The sequence below is a fragment of the Streptomyces sp. HUAS MG56 genome (assembly GCF_058673395.1).
Window position 1 is genome coordinate 120,009 of the sequence record NZ_CM178722.1, and the last position, 17,777, is coordinate 137,785.

Annotated in this window: 19 protein-coding genes and 2 pseudogenes; 10 read left to right on the forward strand and 11 right to left on the reverse strand. The window is 68.8% G+C overall.

The features are described from left to right. Positions 1-265: 265 nt before the first annotated feature. From AC4OXY_RS00615 to AC4OXY_RS00635, 5 genes are all read right to left on the reverse strand, one after another. Positions 266-943, reverse strand: a complete 678-nt coding sequence (locus AC4OXY_RS00615; RefSeq protein ID WP_491992825.1) for an HdeD family acid-resistance protein — start codon at positions 941-943, stop codon at positions 266-268. A 140-nt stretch (positions 944-1,083) separates the two neighbouring features. Continuing rightward, on the reverse strand, positions 1,084-2,127 hold the full coding sequence (locus AC4OXY_RS00620) for an NAD(P)-dependent alcohol dehydrogenase (RefSeq protein ID WP_491992826.1): 1,044 nt from the start codon (positions 2,125-2,127) through the stop codon (positions 1,084-1,086). 23 nt (positions 2,128-2,150) lie between these two features. Next, positions 2,151-3,407, reverse strand: coding sequence for a cytochrome P450 (locus tag AC4OXY_RS00625; RefSeq protein ID WP_491992827.1), 1,257 nt, complete (start codon positions 3,405-3,407; stop codon positions 2,151-2,153). A gap of 61 nt (positions 3,408-3,468) precedes the next feature. Then, the gene (locus AC4OXY_RS00630) at positions 3,469-4,872 is read right to left on the reverse strand and encodes an NAD(P)/FAD-dependent oxidoreductase (protein WP_491992828.1); all 1,404 of its coding nucleotides are present in this window, start codon (positions 4,870-4,872) and stop codon (positions 3,469-3,471) included. Further along, positions 4,869-5,087: a ferredoxin gene (locus tag AC4OXY_RS00635; RefSeq protein ID WP_491992829.1), complete on the reverse strand. Its 219-nt coding sequence runs from the start codon at positions 5,085-5,087 to the stop codon at positions 4,869-4,871. The genes AC4OXY_RS00630 and AC4OXY_RS00635 overlap by 4 nt, the downstream gene beginning before the upstream one ends. Before the next feature lie 245 nt (positions 5,088-5,332). Here AC4OXY_RS00635 and AC4OXY_RS00640 point away from each other — a divergent pair, with 245 nt between their 5' ends. The 3 genes from AC4OXY_RS00640 (at position 5,333) to AC4OXY_RS00650 (ending at position 6,879) form a co-directional block, all read left to right on the forward strand. Further along, positions 5,333-5,743 (forward strand): hypothetical protein, encoded by a 411-nt coding sequence (locus tag AC4OXY_RS00640; protein WP_491992830.1) that lies wholly within the window; start codon positions 5,333-5,335, stop codon positions 5,741-5,743. 99 nt (positions 5,744-5,842) lie between these two features. Beyond that, positions 5,843-6,124 carry a hypothetical protein gene (locus AC4OXY_RS00645; RefSeq protein WP_491992831.1) on the forward strand — a complete coding sequence of 94 codons (282 nt, stop codon included), beginning with the start codon at positions 5,843-5,845 and terminating at the stop codon, positions 6,122-6,124. 149 nt (positions 6,125-6,273) lie between these two features. Further along, on the forward strand, positions 6,274-6,879 hold the full coding sequence (locus AC4OXY_RS00650; protein WP_362821051.1) for a sigma factor: 606 nt from the start codon (positions 6,274-6,276) through the stop codon (positions 6,877-6,879). 99 nt (positions 6,880-6,978) lie between these two features. Here AC4OXY_RS00650 and AC4OXY_RS00655 read toward each other — a convergent pair. Then, positions 6,979-7,137, reverse strand: a pseudogene (locus AC4OXY_RS00655) (helix-turn-helix domain-containing protein); the annotation flags it as partial. Between the two features lie 207 nt (positions 7,138-7,344). On the opposite strand from AC4OXY_RS00655, the gene AC4OXY_RS00660 reads away from it, so the two are divergent. Next, entirely contained in the window at positions 7,345-8,499 is a 1,155-nt protein-coding gene (locus AC4OXY_RS00660) for an alpha/beta hydrolase family protein (RefSeq protein ID WP_491992832.1), read from the forward strand. Positions 8,500-8,854: 355 nt separating this feature from the next. Here the strand turns inward: AC4OXY_RS00660 and AC4OXY_RS00665 are convergent. After that, positions 8,855-9,217: pseudogene (locus tag AC4OXY_RS00665) on the reverse strand (transposase); the annotation flags it as partial. A 71-nt stretch (positions 9,218-9,288) separates the two neighbouring features. On the opposite strand from AC4OXY_RS00665, the gene AC4OXY_RS00670 reads away from it, so the two are divergent. The 3 genes from AC4OXY_RS00670 (at position 9,289) to AC4OXY_RS00680 (ending at position 10,618) form a co-directional block, all read left to right on the forward strand. Then, positions 9,289-9,552, forward strand: a complete 264-nt coding sequence (locus AC4OXY_RS00670; protein ID WP_491994753.1) for a transcriptional regulator — start codon at positions 9,289-9,291, stop codon at positions 9,550-9,552. A gap of 239 nt (positions 9,553-9,791) precedes the next feature. Continuing rightward, positions 9,792-10,097 (forward strand): transposase, encoded by a 306-nt coding sequence (locus tag AC4OXY_RS00675; RefSeq protein WP_491992833.1) that lies wholly within the window; start codon positions 9,792-9,794, stop codon positions 10,095-10,097. Next, a complete protein-coding gene (locus AC4OXY_RS00680; protein WP_491992834.1) occupies positions 10,094-10,618 on the forward strand; it encodes a hypothetical protein in 525 nt (174 codons plus the stop codon). Before AC4OXY_RS00675 ends, AC4OXY_RS00680 begins: the two co-directional genes overlap by 4 nt. An 8-nt stretch (positions 10,619-10,626) precedes the next feature. On the opposite strand, the gene AC4OXY_RS00685 is transcribed toward AC4OXY_RS00680, so the two are convergent. The 3 genes from AC4OXY_RS00685 to AC4OXY_RS00695 are packed head-to-tail and all read right to left on the reverse strand — an operon-like array spanning position 10,627 to position 12,180. Then, positions 10,627-11,043: an arsenate reductase ArsC gene (locus AC4OXY_RS00685; RefSeq protein WP_356028657.1), complete on the reverse strand. Its 417-nt coding sequence runs from the start codon at positions 11,041-11,043 to the stop codon at positions 10,627-10,629. Between the two features lie 31 nt (positions 11,044-11,074). Next, positions 11,075-11,809, reverse strand: coding sequence for an aquaporin (locus AC4OXY_RS00690; protein WP_491992835.1), 735 nt, complete (start codon positions 11,807-11,809; stop codon positions 11,075-11,077). Then, positions 11,806-12,180 (reverse strand): ArsR/SmtB family transcription factor, encoded by a 375-nt coding sequence (locus tag AC4OXY_RS00695; RefSeq protein ID WP_362821045.1) that lies wholly within the window; start codon positions 12,178-12,180, stop codon positions 11,806-11,808. The genes AC4OXY_RS00690 and AC4OXY_RS00695 overlap by 4 nt, the downstream gene beginning before the upstream one ends. Positions 12,181-12,284: 104 nt before the next feature. On the opposite strand from AC4OXY_RS00695, the gene arsM reads away from it, so the two are divergent. Beyond that, positions 12,285-13,178 carry an arsenite methyltransferase gene (gene arsM / locus AC4OXY_RS00700; RefSeq protein ID WP_491992836.1) on the forward strand — a complete coding sequence of 298 codons (894 nt, stop codon included), beginning with the start codon at positions 12,285-12,287 and terminating at the stop codon, positions 13,176-13,178. Positions 13,179-13,406: 228 nt separating this feature from the next. Here the strand turns inward: arsM and AC4OXY_RS00705 are convergent, their stop codons facing one another. Next, entirely contained in the window at positions 13,407-13,679 is a 273-nt protein-coding gene (locus AC4OXY_RS00705) for a hypothetical protein (protein WP_491992837.1), read from the reverse strand. A 392-nt stretch (positions 13,680-14,071) separates the two neighbouring features. Here AC4OXY_RS00705 and AC4OXY_RS00710 point away from each other — a divergent pair, with 392 nt between their 5' ends. Both AC4OXY_RS00710 and AC4OXY_RS00715 read left to right on the forward strand, forming a co-directional pair. After that, positions 14,072-16,750, forward strand: coding sequence for an ABC transporter substrate-binding protein (locus tag AC4OXY_RS00710; protein WP_491992838.1), 2,679 nt, complete (start codon positions 14,072-14,074; stop codon positions 16,748-16,750). Between the two features lie 423 nt (positions 16,751-17,173). Continuing rightward, positions 17,174-17,728 carry a transposase gene (locus AC4OXY_RS00715; RefSeq protein ID WP_491992839.1) on the forward strand — a complete coding sequence of 185 codons (555 nt, stop codon included), beginning with the start codon at positions 17,174-17,176 and terminating at the stop codon, positions 17,726-17,728. Positions 17,729-17,777: the final 49 nt, after the last annotated feature.

Genomic DNA, 17,777 nt, shown 5'->3' on the forward strand with positions numbered 1-17,777 from the left:
CCTGCATCCGTCCGCCGTACGAATCCGCAATTTTCCGGCCGGTCGCGCTTCTACGGCCGACGCAGTCGGTGATCCGCCCTCGCAAGGCAGGCCCAACAAACGCATGCTCGCCGAGCCTGTCCGTCCACTTGAGCCGTTCATGCGCTATGCATGCTTTTCGTGGCCGGGACCGGGAGGAGTTCGACGCTTCTGCACTCCTCTGACTCGGGTGGAGCGTGAGTACGGCCCTGATGGGCCGATACTCGAGAACGCCCCCGCCGGCCGATCAGTGCTGGGGGTGCGCACGCGCGTGGAACAGAGGGCGCCGCTGGGTGGCTGTGCCGGGAGCGAGATGGCCGATCTCGACGCGTGTCCTGATGGCGCGGACCACCTCGGTCAGGCCGAGAACTATGGCCATGACGCCCACCACCAGTGTGAGTGTCGCGATGGATGCAAACGGCATGATGATCATCACGATGCCGGCCATAGTGCCGATGATGCCGAAGGCCACGTGCCAGCCGCGCGCCGGCATGGTCTGGTCGGAGGCTGCGGCAATCGTCTCCAGGGTGCCCCGCAGGAGCCAGCTGAAGCCGATCCACAGGGCGAGCAGGAAGATCGACTCAAGGGGGCCCCTGAAGCAGATCAGTCCGAGCAGGATGGAGGCCGCGCCGGTGATGAAGTGCAGTACGCGAAGATGCCGGGGGACGTGGGTGCCGAAGGCGGCGGCGAGTTGGAAGACACCGGTGGCAAGCAGGTAGACGCCGAAGAGCACGCCGATCACGCGAAGCGTCGCACCGGGCCAGACCAGCGCGATGACGCCCAGGGCGATGGTGGCGAGGCCCAGGGTGAGCAGGATCTGCCAGCCCATGTTCGCCAGGGCTGCCATGCCTTCGGTCAGGGGGCCCTCTTGCGGCTCGGTGCCGCGCGGAGAAACGGGCCCGGAGGAGTGTGAAGGAGCTGTCATGGCACCTGCCTCCTTCTCGGAGCAGCGTCGTCACATCGGTCTATTTCCATCGTCACCCGTTCGGCCTCATGTTGCTCGGCGGAGAGGGCGGGCTTTGTGGCGCATGTCCTGCTGTCCCGTTCGGGTTGACACGTCGGTACTCATGCGTCGGGGGTGATGACGGCGCGTCCTTGGATCTTGCCGTCGTACAGGAGCTGGTAGGCCTCGCCGGCGCGTTGCAAGGGGAAGTGCTCGACCAGCATTTTGATCTTGTCCTGCTGGGCGAGGGTGATCACTTCCATGAGTTCGGTGAGCGAGCCCCAGTAGGGCGAGGCTACCGAGCACTCGTGCGGCGGGCTGGAGAAGTTGACGGGCAGGGCTCCGCCGCCGAGGCCGACGATGGTCAGGTGGCCGAGCGTCCTGGCCACCTGTGCGGCCATCCGCAGCGTCGGGTCTATGCCGACCATGTCCAGCACGAGCTGAGCGCCCTGTTGCGCCGTGATGTCCTTGATGCGCGCGATCGTCTCGTCGCCCGAGAGCAGTGCTTCGTGGGCGCCCATGCGCTTGGCGGTTTCCAGCTTGTCGGCGTCTGTGTCCACGGCAACAACGGTGGTCGCCGCGCTGAGCGCGCGCAGGATCTGGATGGTCATCTGGCCCAGGCCGCCGGCCCCGATCACGACGGCGGTCGAGCCCGGTCCCAGCAGGTGCAGCGAGCGTTTGACGGCGTGATAGCTGGTCAGTCCGGCGTCGCTGAGCGGGGCGGCCTGGCGGGGGTCAAGGGTGCCCAGCGCAATGAGGTGTCGCGCCGCCGGGACCAGCAGGTACTCGGCCATTCCGCCGTCGCGCCCCCCTCCCAGGCCCGGGCCCTGACCACGGAGGTTCTGGCAGTAGTTCTCCCGGCCCTGACGACAGTTGGCGCACACCCCGCAGCCCCAGGAGCCGTAGACGATCACAGGGTCTCCCGGCGCGAACCTGGTAACACCGGGCCCCAGTCGTTGCACCCATCCCGCGTTCTCATGGCCGAGCGTGAAGGGCAGATGTGTGAAGCCGGGTAGCGGTGCGGGGGCCTGCATGATGTGCAGATCGGAATGGCATGCACCGGCACCCCCCACCTTCACCAGGACCTGCCCAGGCCCGGGCTCGGGCACCGGCACCTCTCGCAGCTCGGGCGGCTGCCGCCAACCGACGAGTTGAAAAGCCTGCATAGCGATCCTTTACACGCACTGGGTCAGTCGTGGATGCCGTCGATGTCGACCAGGACGTGGCGCGGGCCGCGGAAGATCTGGTTGTGCCGGTACGGCGGCGGGTCCTCGACGAGCCGGGGGTTCTGCACCCGGCGGATGAACTCGCCGACCGCGATCTGGACCTCGAGCCGGGCGAGAGGAGCGCCGAAGCAGAAGTGGATGCCCTGGCTGAATCCGAGGTGCTGGTTGTTGGGGCGTTCGAGGTCGAGTTCGTCGGGGTCGGTGAAACGGTGCGGGTCGCGGTTCGCCGAGCCGTACGCGAGGAAGATCGGCGCCCCCTTGGGGATGGTGGTGCCGGCGATGTCGATGTCTTCCAGGGCGGAGCGGGTGTGCCAGAACTGCACCGACGACTCGAAGCGCAGCAGTTCCTCCACCCCGGGCACGATCAGCTCGGGCCGGCGCCGCAGCTTCTCGAACGCGTCGGGGTGGCGCAGCAGGGTGAGGACGCTGTGGGCGATGAGATTGACCGTGGTTTCGTGTCCCGCGAATATCAGGAGCAGGGCGTTGCTCACGAGCACGCCCTTGGACATCCGTCCCTCCGGGCCGTCCTCGTTCACCATCGCCGAGAGCATGCCCGGGCCGGGCTGCCGGGCGTACCGGTCGAGCAGCTCGGCTGCGAACTGCCCGAAGTCCCGCACGGCCTGTCGGCCCCCGGCCTGGCGGCTTCGGATCTCTTCGGAGGTGGCCTCGGGGCCGAAGTCCAAAGCGTCCAGGGCGGTCTCGATCCACTGGTGGAAGCGTGGCTCGTCCTCCAGCGGCACGCCCAAGACCTTGCAGATCACCGTCACCGGCAGGGGGTAGGCGAAGTCGTCGACGGCGTCGATCCGCTTCTTGCCCTTCATGTCGTCGAGGAGTCCATCGACGATGCGGCGGATCTCGGGCTCCAGGTCGGAGATCAAGTGAGGTGAAGGAGGCGGGCCGACGAAGTGCGGCATCATCGTCCGTCGATCCCGATCGTGCTCGGGTGGATCGCACGTAATGATGTTCGGCTCGTTCAGCACTTGCCTGATCGGCTCCGCGGAGCTCTCTGCCTGAGCCGCGGCCGGGGCGGGGCACTTTCGTGGGTCCGAACTGACCCGGGGGTCGTGCAGCAGCGCGACGATCTCCCGGTAGGTGCTGACGACATAGGTGCCATCCGGCTGCCGCGCCACCGGTGTCTTGCGGAGTTCCTCGTAGAAGGGGTACGGGTTGGCGCGGTTGCCGTAGCGGAGGGCCTGCTGCCAGGGGGTTTCCTCGACCACGAGGCTCCCCTCCTTCTTCCTGTCGGTGCTGTCCGCCTACACGCTCGCCCCGACGAGCGCGTCAGTGACGGCGCGGCCGGAACTCAGCCGTCCGCTCGCTCGGGGCGTGTCCGGTCAGGACGACGTCGGGGATCGCCGTCGGGACCCTCGGGTCCGGGAACTCGGCCGGCATCGGCTTCGTGTCGGACGGCTGGTCCCAGCCCGGCGGCGGAGGCGGGAACGGACCAGATTGCTCGATCAGCTTTCCGTAGTACTCCAGCCACTTGCCGTGATCGAAGGTCACGGCCGCGACAATGCGACCCCGGTGACCGTAAGCCGCTGCGAAACGACGCTCTGCAACAGACCCCTGCGTGAAGACGATCTCGTCACCGAACGGCGGCACACCGACGGACTTGATATTGATGCCGAACTGACCCGACCAGAAGCCGGGCAGCAGCAGATGGGGGCGATAGTGGGGCTCGAGGTTCACCATGTTGTGCGCCGCGACCTCGGCGCCCAGAACGGCGTTGTCCCAGTGCTCCATCGCCAGGAACTGGTACTCGTACAGCACATGCGGCGCACGGGCTACGTCACCCGCCACGTAGATGCTGTCGGTTACCACCCCGTTGATGTCGAAGGCACGGCCACCGGCATCGCACCCGACACCCCAGAAACCGGCCGCCAGCCCAGAGCCCTCCAGCCATTCCACGTTGCGGATCGACCCCAGCGAGGCCACCACCACGTCGGCGTCGACGGTGGATCCGTCCGAGAGCTCGGCACGCCGCACATGTCCGGCGGCGTCGCCCTCAAGTGACGGCACGCCCAGCCCGCAGCGCAGGTCCACATCGTGATCACGCTGCATCTGCGCGGCGATCTCCCCGATCACCCCACCGAGCGCGCCGACCAGCGGCGCCGAACCCCGCTCGACGACGGTCACCGCGACGTCGAGCTCCCGGCAGACAGAAGCCACTTCCGAGCCGATGAATCCGGCGCCGATGACCAGGACCCGCGACGGCGACTCGGCCAACGCCTTCTGCAGCTGCGCGGCATCATCACGCGAGCGAATCGTATGGACCCCGTCCAGGGCGGCCTCGGCCGGGTTCGGCCACTGTCGCGCGCGGGTGCCCGTGGCGATCAGCAACCGGTCGTACGGAACCTGCTCACCGTCGGCCAGGCGCACCTGTTTGGTGACCCGGTCCAGCGCGACGGCGGCCACCCCGAGCCGCCAGTCCGCATCCACTTCTCGTATGCGGGGCAGCTTGGTGTGGTCGGCCGGCACCCAGCCCTTGAGCACCTGCTTGGACAGCGGGGGACGGTCGTAGGGCTCGTACGGCTCGTCCCCGATGATGGTCAAAGAACCGGTGAAGCCCTCCTCACGCAGGGTCTCCGCGGCCCGAAGCCCGGCCAGAGAGGCACCCACGATGACGATCCGGCCGCTGGCGCGGAACTCGCGCACCAGCTCCGCGACCGTTGCCCGCAAGGTCATGACGTCTCGCCCCGCTCCGCGCCGTCCAAGCGGTCGATGACGATCGCCCGCACGGGGCACGCCGCAGCGGCTCGCTCGACCTGCAGGCGCCGCGCGTCATCGGGGTTCGGCTCATAGGTGAGCGCCTCTTGACCGTTCAACCTGAAGACCTCGTGCGCCAGATACACGCATTGTGCGTATCCCTGGCATCGATTCAGGTCCACGACGATCCGCATGGGCAGACTCCTTCCGTTCTGCCTACCGCCCCCACTGCGACCATCGACTCGGTCATGAAGCTATGGGGCGGTTCTCAACCCTCCCGTGAGGCGACCGGGCTGGATGTCCCACTCGTCGCCTGGGCCGCGGCCACCGACTGAGCAGGTTCGGTCCTGTTCGCTGCGCCGCAGCGTTCACGGTGACGCTTGTCAGCTGTGAGCGTCACAGCTGGAACGGGGCGGTACATCGACAGCGTCGACATCAGGTGGACCCCGGTCGTCGCGCCCTAAAAATACTCGTCCCGCCTTCCGACGATCGCAAACGGTCGGCACCGCTGATCGACGCTCCGCCGCCGCGCCAGGTGCGCCGGGCAACCGATCTGTCGCGGCTGCTCGTCTCCGGCGCCGTGCTGGTGGTGGCAGTGCTGTCGGCCGTCGCGGCGCTCGCCCCCACCCGCAGGATGCAGCAGGGGCTGCTCGACGCGGCGACCGCGCTACCGCCGGGATTGCGCGATGGTGTCGTCGGGCGGTGCAGGTGGTCGCTGTCGTCGCGCCGGTGGTGGCCGTCGGCGTACTGGTCGCCCGGCGGCGGGGCGACGCGATTCTCCGGATCGTGCCCGCGGCGGCGCTGGGCGCGTGCTTTCGTGGCCCGTCACCCACCTGGCCATGACGCGTAGCAGTCCAGGCGTATGGCCGCAGGTGCTGGCGGGGCGGGGCGCGCTGGTGGATGCCGGCTGGCCGCCAGCGCGTATCTGGCCGCTTGCGTTGCGGTGGTCGTGGCGGCAGGTCCGTGGCCGGACACGCGTCTGCGGCGGACGTGGTGGACGCCGGCCCTCGGGTGCGCCGGGCTGAGCATCGCAGCCGCCGCCATCGTGCTCGGCCCCGAGGACCGCAACCGCTATCTCTTCCACCGGCTCGCCCGGCTCGCCCGGCTCGCGCTGCTGCGCCACCCCGCCGACACGGACGCGCATACCCCACTCGCCGCGGTCGAGCACGAACTCCTCAATCTCGTGTTCGCGTGCCGTACCGGGTGGCCAGGGGCGGCGCACTCCTGGTGACGGTCGAGCACGCCGCCCGTCCGCTGTCCGCTTTCCCGGGCGAGGAGATGACCGACCAGATACTCACCGGCGTGTGGACGTCCGTGGCCCACGCGGTCGCGATTCCACGGTGATCATCGATCCACCGGACATGAGAGTTGCGATGCACCATGCAAACCCAGACGAGCACGCAACGCCGTCCGCACGGGGATGCCCCCGACACCGACAAAGCGTTCCGCCGACTGGCCACCCTGCCGCCGGGACCCCAGCACGACACCCTCCGTGAGGAGGTGGTCGGGGCCTGGCTGCCGATGGCCGACCGCATCGCGAGCCGCTTCCGCGGCCGCGGGGAAAGCTACGAGGACCTGCGCCAGGTCGCGGCCCTCGGACTGGTCAAGGCCGTCGACCGCTACGACCCCGGGCGCGGCAAGGCCGTCGCGCGCTGGTTCTCGGCGATCTGGCATCTTCGAGTTGCCGGCGTTTCAGGCGGTGGCCGAGTCTCTGGGCGGTTCCTCGATCGGAAAGAGGATCGGGCTGAGCAAGTACCGCGCGCGGTCGCCTGCGGGCTGGTTGGCCAGCCGGGGGGCGATCGCGCTGCGCAGCTCACTGATCAGCTCGTGGAGTTCGTCGCGGCTGAGCCAGACGGCGTGCTGCCGGTAGCCGACGAGATCCGCGGCCGGGTCGGCGTGGTCTTGTCCGAGGTAGGCATTGAACTCGGCGGCCAGCACGGCGAGCGCGATGGCGAACGCGCCACGGTGATCGTCGAGCGAGAGTGACTTGACGGTGTCGGCGTCGATGACCGCCCGGTCCTGGCGCAGGCGGAAGACCCGTTCCACCGCGCCCCGCACCCGCCGTTCCTCGGCCACTTCGAGGATTCCGCCCCCGGAGAGCAGGTCGACATGCCGGTAGACCATCGCCTTCGACACGTCCGGCATCAGCGCGCACAACTGGGACGTGGTCAGCATCCGCCCGCCACGCATGGCGTGCACGATCCGCAGGCGCACGGGGTGCGCCAGGAGTTCCAACGTGTCCATGAGCCAACCTTCTCGCAATCTGCTACCGTTCGCAAAAAATGAGAAAGGTAGCAGGGGATGGAAGCGAGTCCGATACGGAGTGCGACGTGGGTCGTCGACCTGGCATGCAGCGGGCGCTTCACCGAGATCGAAGAGCTTTTCGCCCCGCGGCTGCGAGCAGTCGTGTCCGCGGAAACGGTGCGGACGGCCTGGGTCACCGAGACGGGCATGAAAGGATCGGTCTCGGAGATCGGTCAACCGACGACCGAACGGCGCGACCCGGGGCTGGTCCGCGTGAGCGTCCCGGTGACCTGCGAACGCGGGGGCCTGACCGTGGTCATGTCGGTGGACGACACCGGCATGCTGCACGGCCTACGATTCGCACCCCTGTCCACCACGTCGTGGACACCGCCGCCCTACGCGGCCCGGAGCGGGTTCACCGAGCAGGAGGTCACAGTCGGCACCGGCCCACTCGCCGTGCCCGGCACGCTGACGCTGCCCCGCAGGCGCGGCCCGCGGCCCGGCGTCGTACTCCTCAGCGGCGGCGGCCCCTTCGACCGCGACGAGACCAGCGGAGCGAACAAGCCACTGAAGGACCTGTCCTGGGGACTGGCCAGCCGCGGCGTGGCGGTGCTGCGGTTCGACAAGGTGACCCACACCCACCCAGACGTCGCCTCCGCGCCCGATTTCACCATGTCGGACGAGTACGTGCCGCATGCGGTCGCCGCCGTCCACCTGCTGCACCGACACCCGGCCGTGGACGCCGAACGAGTCTTCCTGCTGGGCCACAGCATGGGCGGCAAGGCAGCGCCGCGCGTAGCAGCCGCCGAACCGTCCGTCGCCGGCCTGATCATCCTGGCCGGGGACGCCGAGCCGATGCATCACGCCGCCGTCCGGGTCGCCCGCTACCTATCCACCGTGAACCCAGGCCCTGCCATCGAGGCCGCCGTCACCATCGCCGCCGAACAGGCCGCACGTGTCGACAGCCCGGAGCTGTCCGCCACGACGCCGGCCGAGGACCTTCCGTATGGCTTCACAGGACAGTACTGGCTGGACATGCGCGGCTACGACCCCGTCTCCGCTGCGGCCGACACGGACAAACCGATGCTCATTCTCCAAGGACGACGCGACTACCAGGTGACCGTCGACGACGACCTCGCACGGTGGAGGCGTGGCCTCGCCCACCGCTCGGATGTCACGATCCGTATCTACGACGCCGACAACCACCTGTTCTTCCCCGGCGAAGGGCCATCCACGCCGACGGACTATGACGCGCCCCAACACGTCGACCATGCCGTCGTCACCGACATTGCACAGTGGCTGGCACCGAACCGCGGGAAGCTCACCCGCTTCCTTCCCACAGCCAGACGCCGCCGAAGCTGATCACGAGCTCAGGCGCGACCATGTGTAATTGCCATTCCTGAAGGGGCCGGGTGTGTCAAGCGGGGTATTTCCGCTGGCTGTCGGTGGTTCTGGGCAGCGTTGATCGGCGCACCGTCGGTGGGATGGTGACGGCGGGTGGGACGGGGCTGCTCGTCGGATATGCGGTTGTGGGGGCCGTTCTCCAGCCCTTGATGGGGTGACGGCAGAGCCGTGCTCGGCTGCCGGTCATTCCTTCGCGGCGCGGGGCCGCATGGAGCGGTGCGACGTGCGACAGGCGGGGTCGATCAAAACCGCGACCACGCCGTGCAGGGGGTCAGACAATTGCCCGACCGCGCGCCTGCCGCGTCCGAGGTGCTCACGCTGCCTGGCGGGCCAGGGCGCGGATCTGTCCGTCGCACAGCCCGTCGTAGACCAGTGTGAGCAGCTTGCGTGCCGCGGCGATCTTGGCGATGTTCCCGCGGCGACGGGCCTCGATCCGGGCCCGGTCCTCGGTGGTCTTGGGGGTGGTCTTGCGCTGGACCGCTTCCACCACGGCCCAGCGCACCAGCTTGCTGTCCTGTTTGGTGACGTACCCGCGGCGGACGACGGTGTCGGACTCGTAGTGCCGCGGGGTCAGCCCCGCCCACGAGCACAGCCGGTCGGCGGAGGCGAACCGGTGCACGTCGCCGATCTCAGCCACGAGCACCGCCGCCAGGGTGGTGCCGATGCCCGGCAGTTGCTGGACGGCCCGGTAGCCGGCATGGTCGCAAAGCCGTCCCCGATGCGGCCGTTGAACAGAACTTCCTCGGCATCCAGTCCGTCGATCAGCTTCGCGACTACAGTCAGATCTCTGACGCCGGCGTTAGCCGGATCACCTCTGCCCTGGAAGCCGCCGGCTACCTCAAAGTACGCAAGGGATACATCGGCAAGCGCCCACGCACCTGGCTGTCGCTCACACCCATGGGCCGCACGGCCCTCGCCCGCCATCTGGCAGCACTTCAAACCATCGCCGACACGGCACAGGAAGCAGGTGACCAAGCTGAGGCGACAGCGGAAACCCGACGTCACCATTAGTCGGCTCCGAACGGCGCCGGGAGGCCGTCGACCGCGTCACCGCCCTTCAGTTCGACCGGCACGGCCAGCGGGTCTGGCGCACTGCGAAGAGCCTGCTGGACTCCGAGCACGTCCGCCGGGCGATCGGCGAGGTCGCGACCGCCTACGGCGTCTGCCGGGAACCATCCAACGTCGCAGCCAGCGGCCGCTCCTGCCCGCTCCGGTTCCGCTGCCTGGGCTGCGAGCACTTAAGCACCGACGTGTCCTACCTGCCCGACCTCGAAGCCCATCTCGCCGACCTGCTCCGCAACCGCGAACGCCTGATGTCCGCCTTCGAGGCCGACGACTGGGCACGAACCCAGGCCATGCCGGCCGAGGAAGAGATCCGACGAGTTCGACGCCTCATCACACGCGTCAAGTCCGACCTCGACGACCTCACACCCGAGGACCGCGCCCAGATCGAGCAGGCCGTCGGCGTCGTACGGCGCGGCCGCACCGTCCTGCTCGGCATGCCGCGAGTCCGCCAGTCACTGCCCGACGTCCGACCCCCAGGGACCGCCGTGTGACGACCGCGATGAACGACGGGCGATACGCCGGCACCGAACGCCGCCGCGACCGAGTGGAGGCGGCTATCGCTGCCGCCACACGGGACGGGACCAATCTGACCGCCTCAGCCATCGCCCGCGCCGCACGCGTCGATCGCACATTCCTCTACCGCCACCTTGACCTGCTGGAGCGACTCCACACCGCAGCCCGCGAACCCACCGGTCCAGCAGCCGCGAACGGAGCACCCGTCACCAGGGCTTCCCTGGAGGCCGACCTCGCCAACGCCCACGCCCGCAACACCCGCCTCGTCGCCCGGATCCAGCAACTGGAGAAACGCCTTTCCGAGGTACTGGAGGCACAGGTCTGGCGCGAGTCCGGCGTCGGGGCCACCACCGACATCGAGGAACTCCAGCAGACGATCACTCGCCTGGAACAGCAGGCCGTGGACGTGAGCGCGTCCCTGGAGGAGCGCGAGGCCGAACTGGAGGCTGCCCGGGAAGCCAACCGGCAGCTGACCCGGGCCCTGAACCAGCGCGAGTGACCTGGCCGTCAGCCGGGCGCCACCTCCGAGATCAACACCCGTACACGCGCCTCGATCGCGTCACGGATGGGACGCACGGCGTCAACACCCTGCCCGGCCGGGTCGTCGAGCTGCCAGTCGAGGTACCGCTTGCCAGGGAAGACAGGGCAGTGGTCGCCGCATCCCATGGTGATCACGACGTCGGACGCCTGGACGGCCTCAACGGTGAGGATCTTCGGGATCTCGGCGGAGATGCCGATGCCGACCTCCTTCATCGCCTCCACAACGGCTGGGTTGACGGTGTCCGCGGGAGCCGAGCCGGCGGAGCGGACCTCGATGCGGTCGCCCGCGAGGTGAGTGAGGAAGGCGGCGGCCATCTGGGAGCGGCCGGCGTTGTGGACGCAGACGAACAGCACCGACGGACGCGGCGTGGTGGAAGAGCTCATGAGCGGGGGCTTTCTCGGGAGAACGGATCGGTCAGGAGACGGCGGGTTCCGGTTCGCCGTGCGGGACGACGACCTCATCCGGGACGGGAGCAGGACGGCCGTGGACCACAGCGACGGCCCCCAGCCCGACCACCCCTCCCAGCAGCTGGGCCGCGATGAACGGGGCAACGGAGGCAGGGGCGATGCCAGCGAAGGTGTCGGTGAACGTCCGGCCGATGGTCACCGCCGGGTTCGCGAAGGAGGTGGAGGAGGTGAACCAGTACGCGCCCCCGATGTAGGAGGCCACCGCCGCCGGGGCGAGCGCGGCGCGGCCGATCCGGCCGAGGCCGAAGATCAGGAGGATCAGCCCGGCCGTGGCGACGACCTCGGCCAGCAGCAAGTGCCCGGCGGACCGGTCGTGGGTGGAGAACTTGACCAGCGGCCGGGCGAACATCGCGTCGGCCAGGATCGCGCCGCCGATCGCGCCGGCGATCTGGGCGGGCACGTATGCGGCGACGTCCCGCAGGGCCAGGCCGTCCGGATCACGACGGCCGGTGAACCAGGCGGCGAGCGTGACGACCGGGTTGAAGTGCGCGCCGGACACGGGCCCGAGCAGCAGGATGAGCACGCCCAGGCCGAAGACAGTGGCGAGGGAGTTGGCGAGCAGTTGCACACCGACGTCGTGCGACAGCTCGGTGGCCTGGATGCCGGAGCCCGCTACCACCGCCACCAGTAGTGCGGTGCCGATCGTCTCGGCGGCGACGCGGCGGCTGAGGGAGGCGTTCACGCAGTGGCTCCGGCGGGCTGCGTGGTGGTCAGGAACGCGGCGAGCTGGTCGAGGACGCCGGGCAGCACCCAGTAGTAGACCCAGGTCCCGCGGCGCTCGCAGTCGATCAGGCCGGCCTGGCGCAGGAGCTTGAGGTGGTGGGAGATCGTCGGCTGGGACAGGTCGAAGGCCGGGGTCAGCTCGCACACGCAGACCTCCGCGTCCTGGCCGCGGGAGGCGATCATCGACATCAGGCGCAGTCGGACCGGGTCGCCCAGGGCCTTGAAGACCTTCGCCAGGTCTGCGGCCTGGTTTTCGTCCAGCGGCGCGGCGGACAGGCCCGGGCAGCAGACGGCGTCCTGGCCGAGCACCTCAAGCTCTTGTTTCGACATGCCTCTATGTTGACGTTTTTCAATTCAAGGCGCAAGGTTGCATCAATGAACGTCAATACAAGCAGTTCGAGTCCATTCTGTGGCCCGTCATCTGGGAGTGATTCATGAGCGAGCAGACCACCACCGACCTGCGGGAAACCGTCCGCCAGCGGTACGCCGCGGCGGCCGTGAAGGTCACCGAGGGCCGAACCGCCTGCTGCGGGCCCGAGCCGGTCGAGATCGACGACAACTTCGGCTCCGCCCTCTATGCCGCCGACGAGCGCGACGCCCTGCCCGCCGAGGCCGTCGCTGCCTCCCTCGGCTGCGGCAACCCCACCGCCGTCGCCGAACTCCGCGAGGGCGAGCGCGTCCTCGACCTCGGCTCGGGCGGCGGCATCGACATCCTCCTCTCCGCCCGCCGCGTCGGCCCCACCGGCCAGGCGTACGGACTTGACATGACCGAGGAGATGCTCGCCCTGGCCCTAGCCAACGCCGCGAAGGCCGGCGCGACGAACGTCGAGTTCCTCAAGGGCGCGATCGAGGCGGTCCCGCTGCCCGCGAACACCATCGACGTGGTGATCTCCAACTGCGTGATCAACCTGTCCGTCGACAAGCCCGCCGTCTTCGCCGAGACCTTCCGCGTCCTCAAGCCGGGCGGCCGGATCGGCGTCTCCGACGTCGTCGCGGACGACGCCCTCACCCCCGACCAGCGTGCCGAGCGCGGCGACTATGCCGGCTGCATCGCCGGCGCACTGTCCTTCGCCGAATACCGCGCCGGCCTGGAAACGGCCGGGTTCACGGACATCGTGATCACCCCGACCCACCAGGTCGCCGACGGCATGCAATCCGCCATCGTCCGCGCCATCAAGCCCACCACCGCCACCGGACCGGGCGCCTCCGCGACAGACGACTCCTGCTGCGACGTCACTGCCTGCTGCGCCCCGGCCGAGCAGGCAACCGACCCGTCCGTCACCGTGAGCGAGGTCAAGAGCGCCGCGGGCTGCGGCTGCCAGGGCTGAAGATGTGCCCACCGGGATGGCGCAGTCGCTCGATCCAGCGATGGCGCCACACCTGTTGTGTCCGGTAGCGTCAGCCACACCGGCGCTGAGCTGCACTGCCTTGATGAACTCCGCCCCGCACCAGACGACTTGCCTCAGAGAAACCGCTGTGCCAGTGGTGGGCCGCACCGTGCGGTTCCCGAGCACACGCTCCTGACCCCTCCCGCGGACAACAGCCCGGTCCCTCGTCTACGCGCTGCGGGGCCGACGGCCCGCCGGCTTCTTCCCGCCCGTCTCCTTCGCAGCGGTCTTCTTCGCCGCGTCCTTCTTCACCGGCTGCTTCCTCGCGGCCGCCTTCTTCGTCGGCTTCGGCAACTCGTGCACCTGTGCCGGGCCCGCGCCAGCGGCGCGGGAGGCCCTGGCCTTCTGCACCGACTCGTTCAGCGCGGCCATGAGGTCGAGGACGAGAACCTCGTCCTCGAATCCCTGGTCCACCAGCGCCATCTCCAACGCATCCCGCACCGCTCGGCCGCCTGGTCGAGCAGAGCGATGCCGGCGGCGTTGTCGTGGGCGGAGGCGGCCAGCACCACGACGCGCTGTACGGGAGAGAGCCCGGCGATTAGAGGACCCACCGTGGCCTGCGCGACGAGGGAGGCGTTCAAGATGGCCTGGTAGACGGTGGGAGCCTCGGCTGGTTCGGGTTCTACCCCGGCTGGTGCGAGGTCCGCCAGGCGAGCCTCGGTCTTTGCCGAAACGGCTGTCAAATCATGGATCCCTTCGCGTAGTTCCGGTGAGACCGCCGCTTCCGGCTCCGCGGCGCGTACGTCCTGAGTTGGTGACAACGTGCAGCAACCCTGAGCCCGCTGGGTACGTTGTCCGCGAGCGTGGTCGGCGTGGCCTGAGGGGGGCGTGGCGTGGAGATTGGCAGTGGTGCGGTTCTCGGGGGCCGGTACAAGCTGTCCGAGCGAATCGGCGCTGGCGGCATGGGCGTCGTCTGGCAGGCCACCGACGCCCGGCTCGACCGGGCGGTCGCCGTGAAGCTGCTGAACATGCCCGCCGGTCTGACCGACCAGGAGCAGGAACGGTTCCTCGGGATGTTCATGCGGGAGGCCAGGGCCGCCGCAGCGCTGGAGAGCGCGTACATCGTGCCGGTCTTCGACCACAGCTCCGAGGACGACACCCCGTATCTGGTGATGCCGCTCCTCAACGGGCGCACAGTACGTGAACTCATTGACGAGGACGGCCTGTTGGAGCCCACGCGCGCAGCGGACATTGCCGCCCAGGTGTGCCGTGCGCTCACGGCGGCGCACCGCGCGGGCATCGTGCACCGGGACATCAAACCGCCGAATGTGATCCTCACGAACGAGGGGACCGCGAAGGTCCTGGACTTCGGGCTCGCGAAGTTCATGGAGGCCACCGCCGGTGCTGGGTTCCTGACCAGGTCGTCCGACTCGCCTGTCGGCACACTGCACTACATGGCACCCGAGCGGTTCACCCAGGGCGGGGACGTCAGCGCGGGCGATCTGTATTCACTCGGCTGCATGCTGCACGAGATGCTGACCGGGGTCACCCCGTTCACGGGTGCTTCTGCCGCTGTACTTATGCACAGCCATGTATACGAGGAGCCCCGGCGACCGTCTGAACTGCGGCCCGAACTAGGGGGAGTCTGGGATGAGTTGGTTCTGCAGCTCCTCGCCAAGGATCCGGCGGCTCGGTCGGATGCCGCGTCCCTGGCGGGGAGGCTCGACGCGCTGGCCCGGGTGGTGGCACCTGTGTCCGAACCGGTCACCGCAGTCTTACCCGATCCCGCCCCTCCCACCTCGTATGTCATCGCCCCGCCCCGACCGGTCGCCCCCGCACCGCGCCGGGCCCTGTGGGTGACAGCCGTTGCGGTACTGGCGGCGGGCGTGCTCACGGCTACGCTCCTCGCCCTCGCACCGTGGGAAGGATCCACCCACGGCGGCGATCGCGGGGGAATCACCGTCGCCCCTGCCGCACTGACCCAGACCCTCAGCGAGGGCACGGCGGACGACTCAAGGGGCCCGGCACCGGCGGTGAAAGGTGCCAGGCGCGGAGGAACGATCACGGTCCTGGAGCCGCACCAGATCAAGACGATCGACCCGGGCAACGCGGAGTACGGCACCGACTCCAAATTGATGCAGCTCGCCTATCGCAGCCTCACCGGCCTGAAGACAGCGCCCGACGGCACCGTACGCGTCGTCGGTGATCTCGCCGACGACGCGGGGACGGCGAGCGACGGCAACCGTACCTGGACCTTCCACCTCAAGTCCGGTGTGACGTACGACGACGGTGCCCGGGTGACCGCGAAGGACTTCGCCCACGCAGTGGAGCGCACCCTCGACCCGTCGTTCAACTACGGCTACGGACTGCTGCGCAGTTGGCTGCTCGGCCCAAAGGGCTCCGCACAGAAAGCCGGGGCCAAGCTGCCCGCAGGGGCGATCGACACCCCGGACGACCGCACCGTCGTCTTCCATCTGGCCGCGGCCCGCGCCGATTTCAACGTAGCCCTGTCCGGTCCTGCCGGCGCTCCGGTACCCGCAGGCTGGGACGGGAAACCGGATGCGTACGAGGCCGTCCCGACCACCGGGCCGTATCGGATCACGAGTTCGGCGGCCGCCAACAAGCAGGGCAAAGTCACCCTGACCCGCAATACGCACTGGCAGCCCGCGAGTGATCCTCTACGTACCGCGTACCCGGACAAGTTCATAGTGGACAGCACCGTCGCACCCGGCTCCCTCGCCACCAGCATGGAGAAGCTGGCGACGAAGCCTGTGATGAGCTTCACCGGCGACCCGGCGGTCACGAAGAACAGCACCCCGGCCGCGACCGCAGGACTGCAGGTTCTCAAGAGCCCGGTGTTCTACGTGACGTCCTATGTGATCAACACCAAGCGCGTACCGGATCTGGCGGTCCGCCGCGCCATTGCCCTGGCCATGCCCTCGAAGGACGTCCTGGCGGCCTTCGGCAAGCCCGGCACCATCACCCACCACCTGCTGCCGCCGGGCGTCCCGGGCTCCAAGGATTTCTACAGGTTCCCGGCCGGAGACAACGGCGATGCAAACGAGGCCCGTTCCCTCCTTATCCAGGCGGGCAAGCTCGGCACAAAGCTGACGCTCACGGTCCCGGATGACAGGCCCGTCAAGGCGGACGAGGCGACGGTCGTGCAACAGGCTCTGACCAAGGCCGGGTTGACGGTCGCGATCCACGTCGCGGATACCTCCACCTACTTCAGCAAGACCAGCTCCTACGACGTCTTCCTTGCCACTCTCGAGGCCAGTCTGCCCATCGGCTCGACCGACCTACCGGACAACTTCGGCAGCAACGGCCAGGCCCTCGGAATCCAGTTCTCCGACAAAGATGTCGACCAAGCCATCGACAAGGCCAATGCCGCCCCGGACCTGAAATCGGCGGGACCCCTGTGGGCGGACGTCGACCGCCAAGTGATGGGGCAAATGATGGCGGTCCCCGTCTTCGTACCGATCCGCCCCTATCCGGCGTCGAAGAGCGTGCACGGGCTGCAGACAGACCTGCGCGGCGTATCGGCCCTGAACGCCTACGTCACCGAAGGCTGAGCGCCGGCAGGCGGCGAACCCGACCCACCCGAGACGCACACCACCTACCAAGCCATCCTGAAAGCCTTCAACCAGCACCCCGACCAGGAGTTCCGAGCCCGCGAGCTGAACGAACTCCTTGGCATGCCCACCTACGCCGTTCCAGGCGCCGGATCTGTGAGACGAGCCGGGTGTTGCGGGCGTGGGAGTTGGCGAGGTCGGCTTGAAGCGACGTCAGGCTGACGGGCGGGCCGCTGGCTGAGGACGGCGATGCGTTTGGCTCGCGTTCGGCCACGTGGATCAGTGCGAGCAGGTCGCGGTGGCGGTAGAGCAAGGTGCAGTCCGCCGGCTTGCCGGGCGATGCCGCTCACGCTGACACCCGGCACCGCGGCTGCGGGCCTTGGTCCGGCAGGACTTGGGCATCGCGCTCGCTCACTTGCGGCGATGGGGCCGGCGCCGTACCGCGATCGCCAGCCTGCCGGACGGGGCTGCGGCCCTGGCTGCGGCCACCGCGGGCTTCGCCGACCAGCCCCACCTCACCCGTGCGGCACGGGACTTCATCGGCCGTACGCCCGCCTCTCTGCGACCCAGCAGGTCCGCCTGACGGGGGTCCACGACAGCATCTGCGCACGCCCGCTACTCGAACGCATCCGCGTTCCCCGCACCGGCCTGGGCCGACCACGCTGCAGGCCCGACCAGGTCATCGCAGACAAGGCCTACAGCTCCCGTGGCTTCCGCTCCTACCTGCGCAAACGCGGCATCGCACACACCATCCCCGAGAAGGCGGACCAACAGCGGCATCGCTACAGTCGCGGCCGCCACGGCGGCAGACCACCAGGATTCGACAGGCAGATCTACCGCCGACGCAACATGATCGAGCGCTGCTTCAACCGGCTCAAGGGCTTCCGCGGCACTGCCACCCGATACCAAAAGACCGCCACCTCCTACGAGGCAGCGGTCACTCTCGCGTCGTTCCTGCTCCGGGCAAGATCCGTTTGAAGACGGACCCTAGCAATCACTGGACCTGCTGAACGAGCCAGTCACCGGG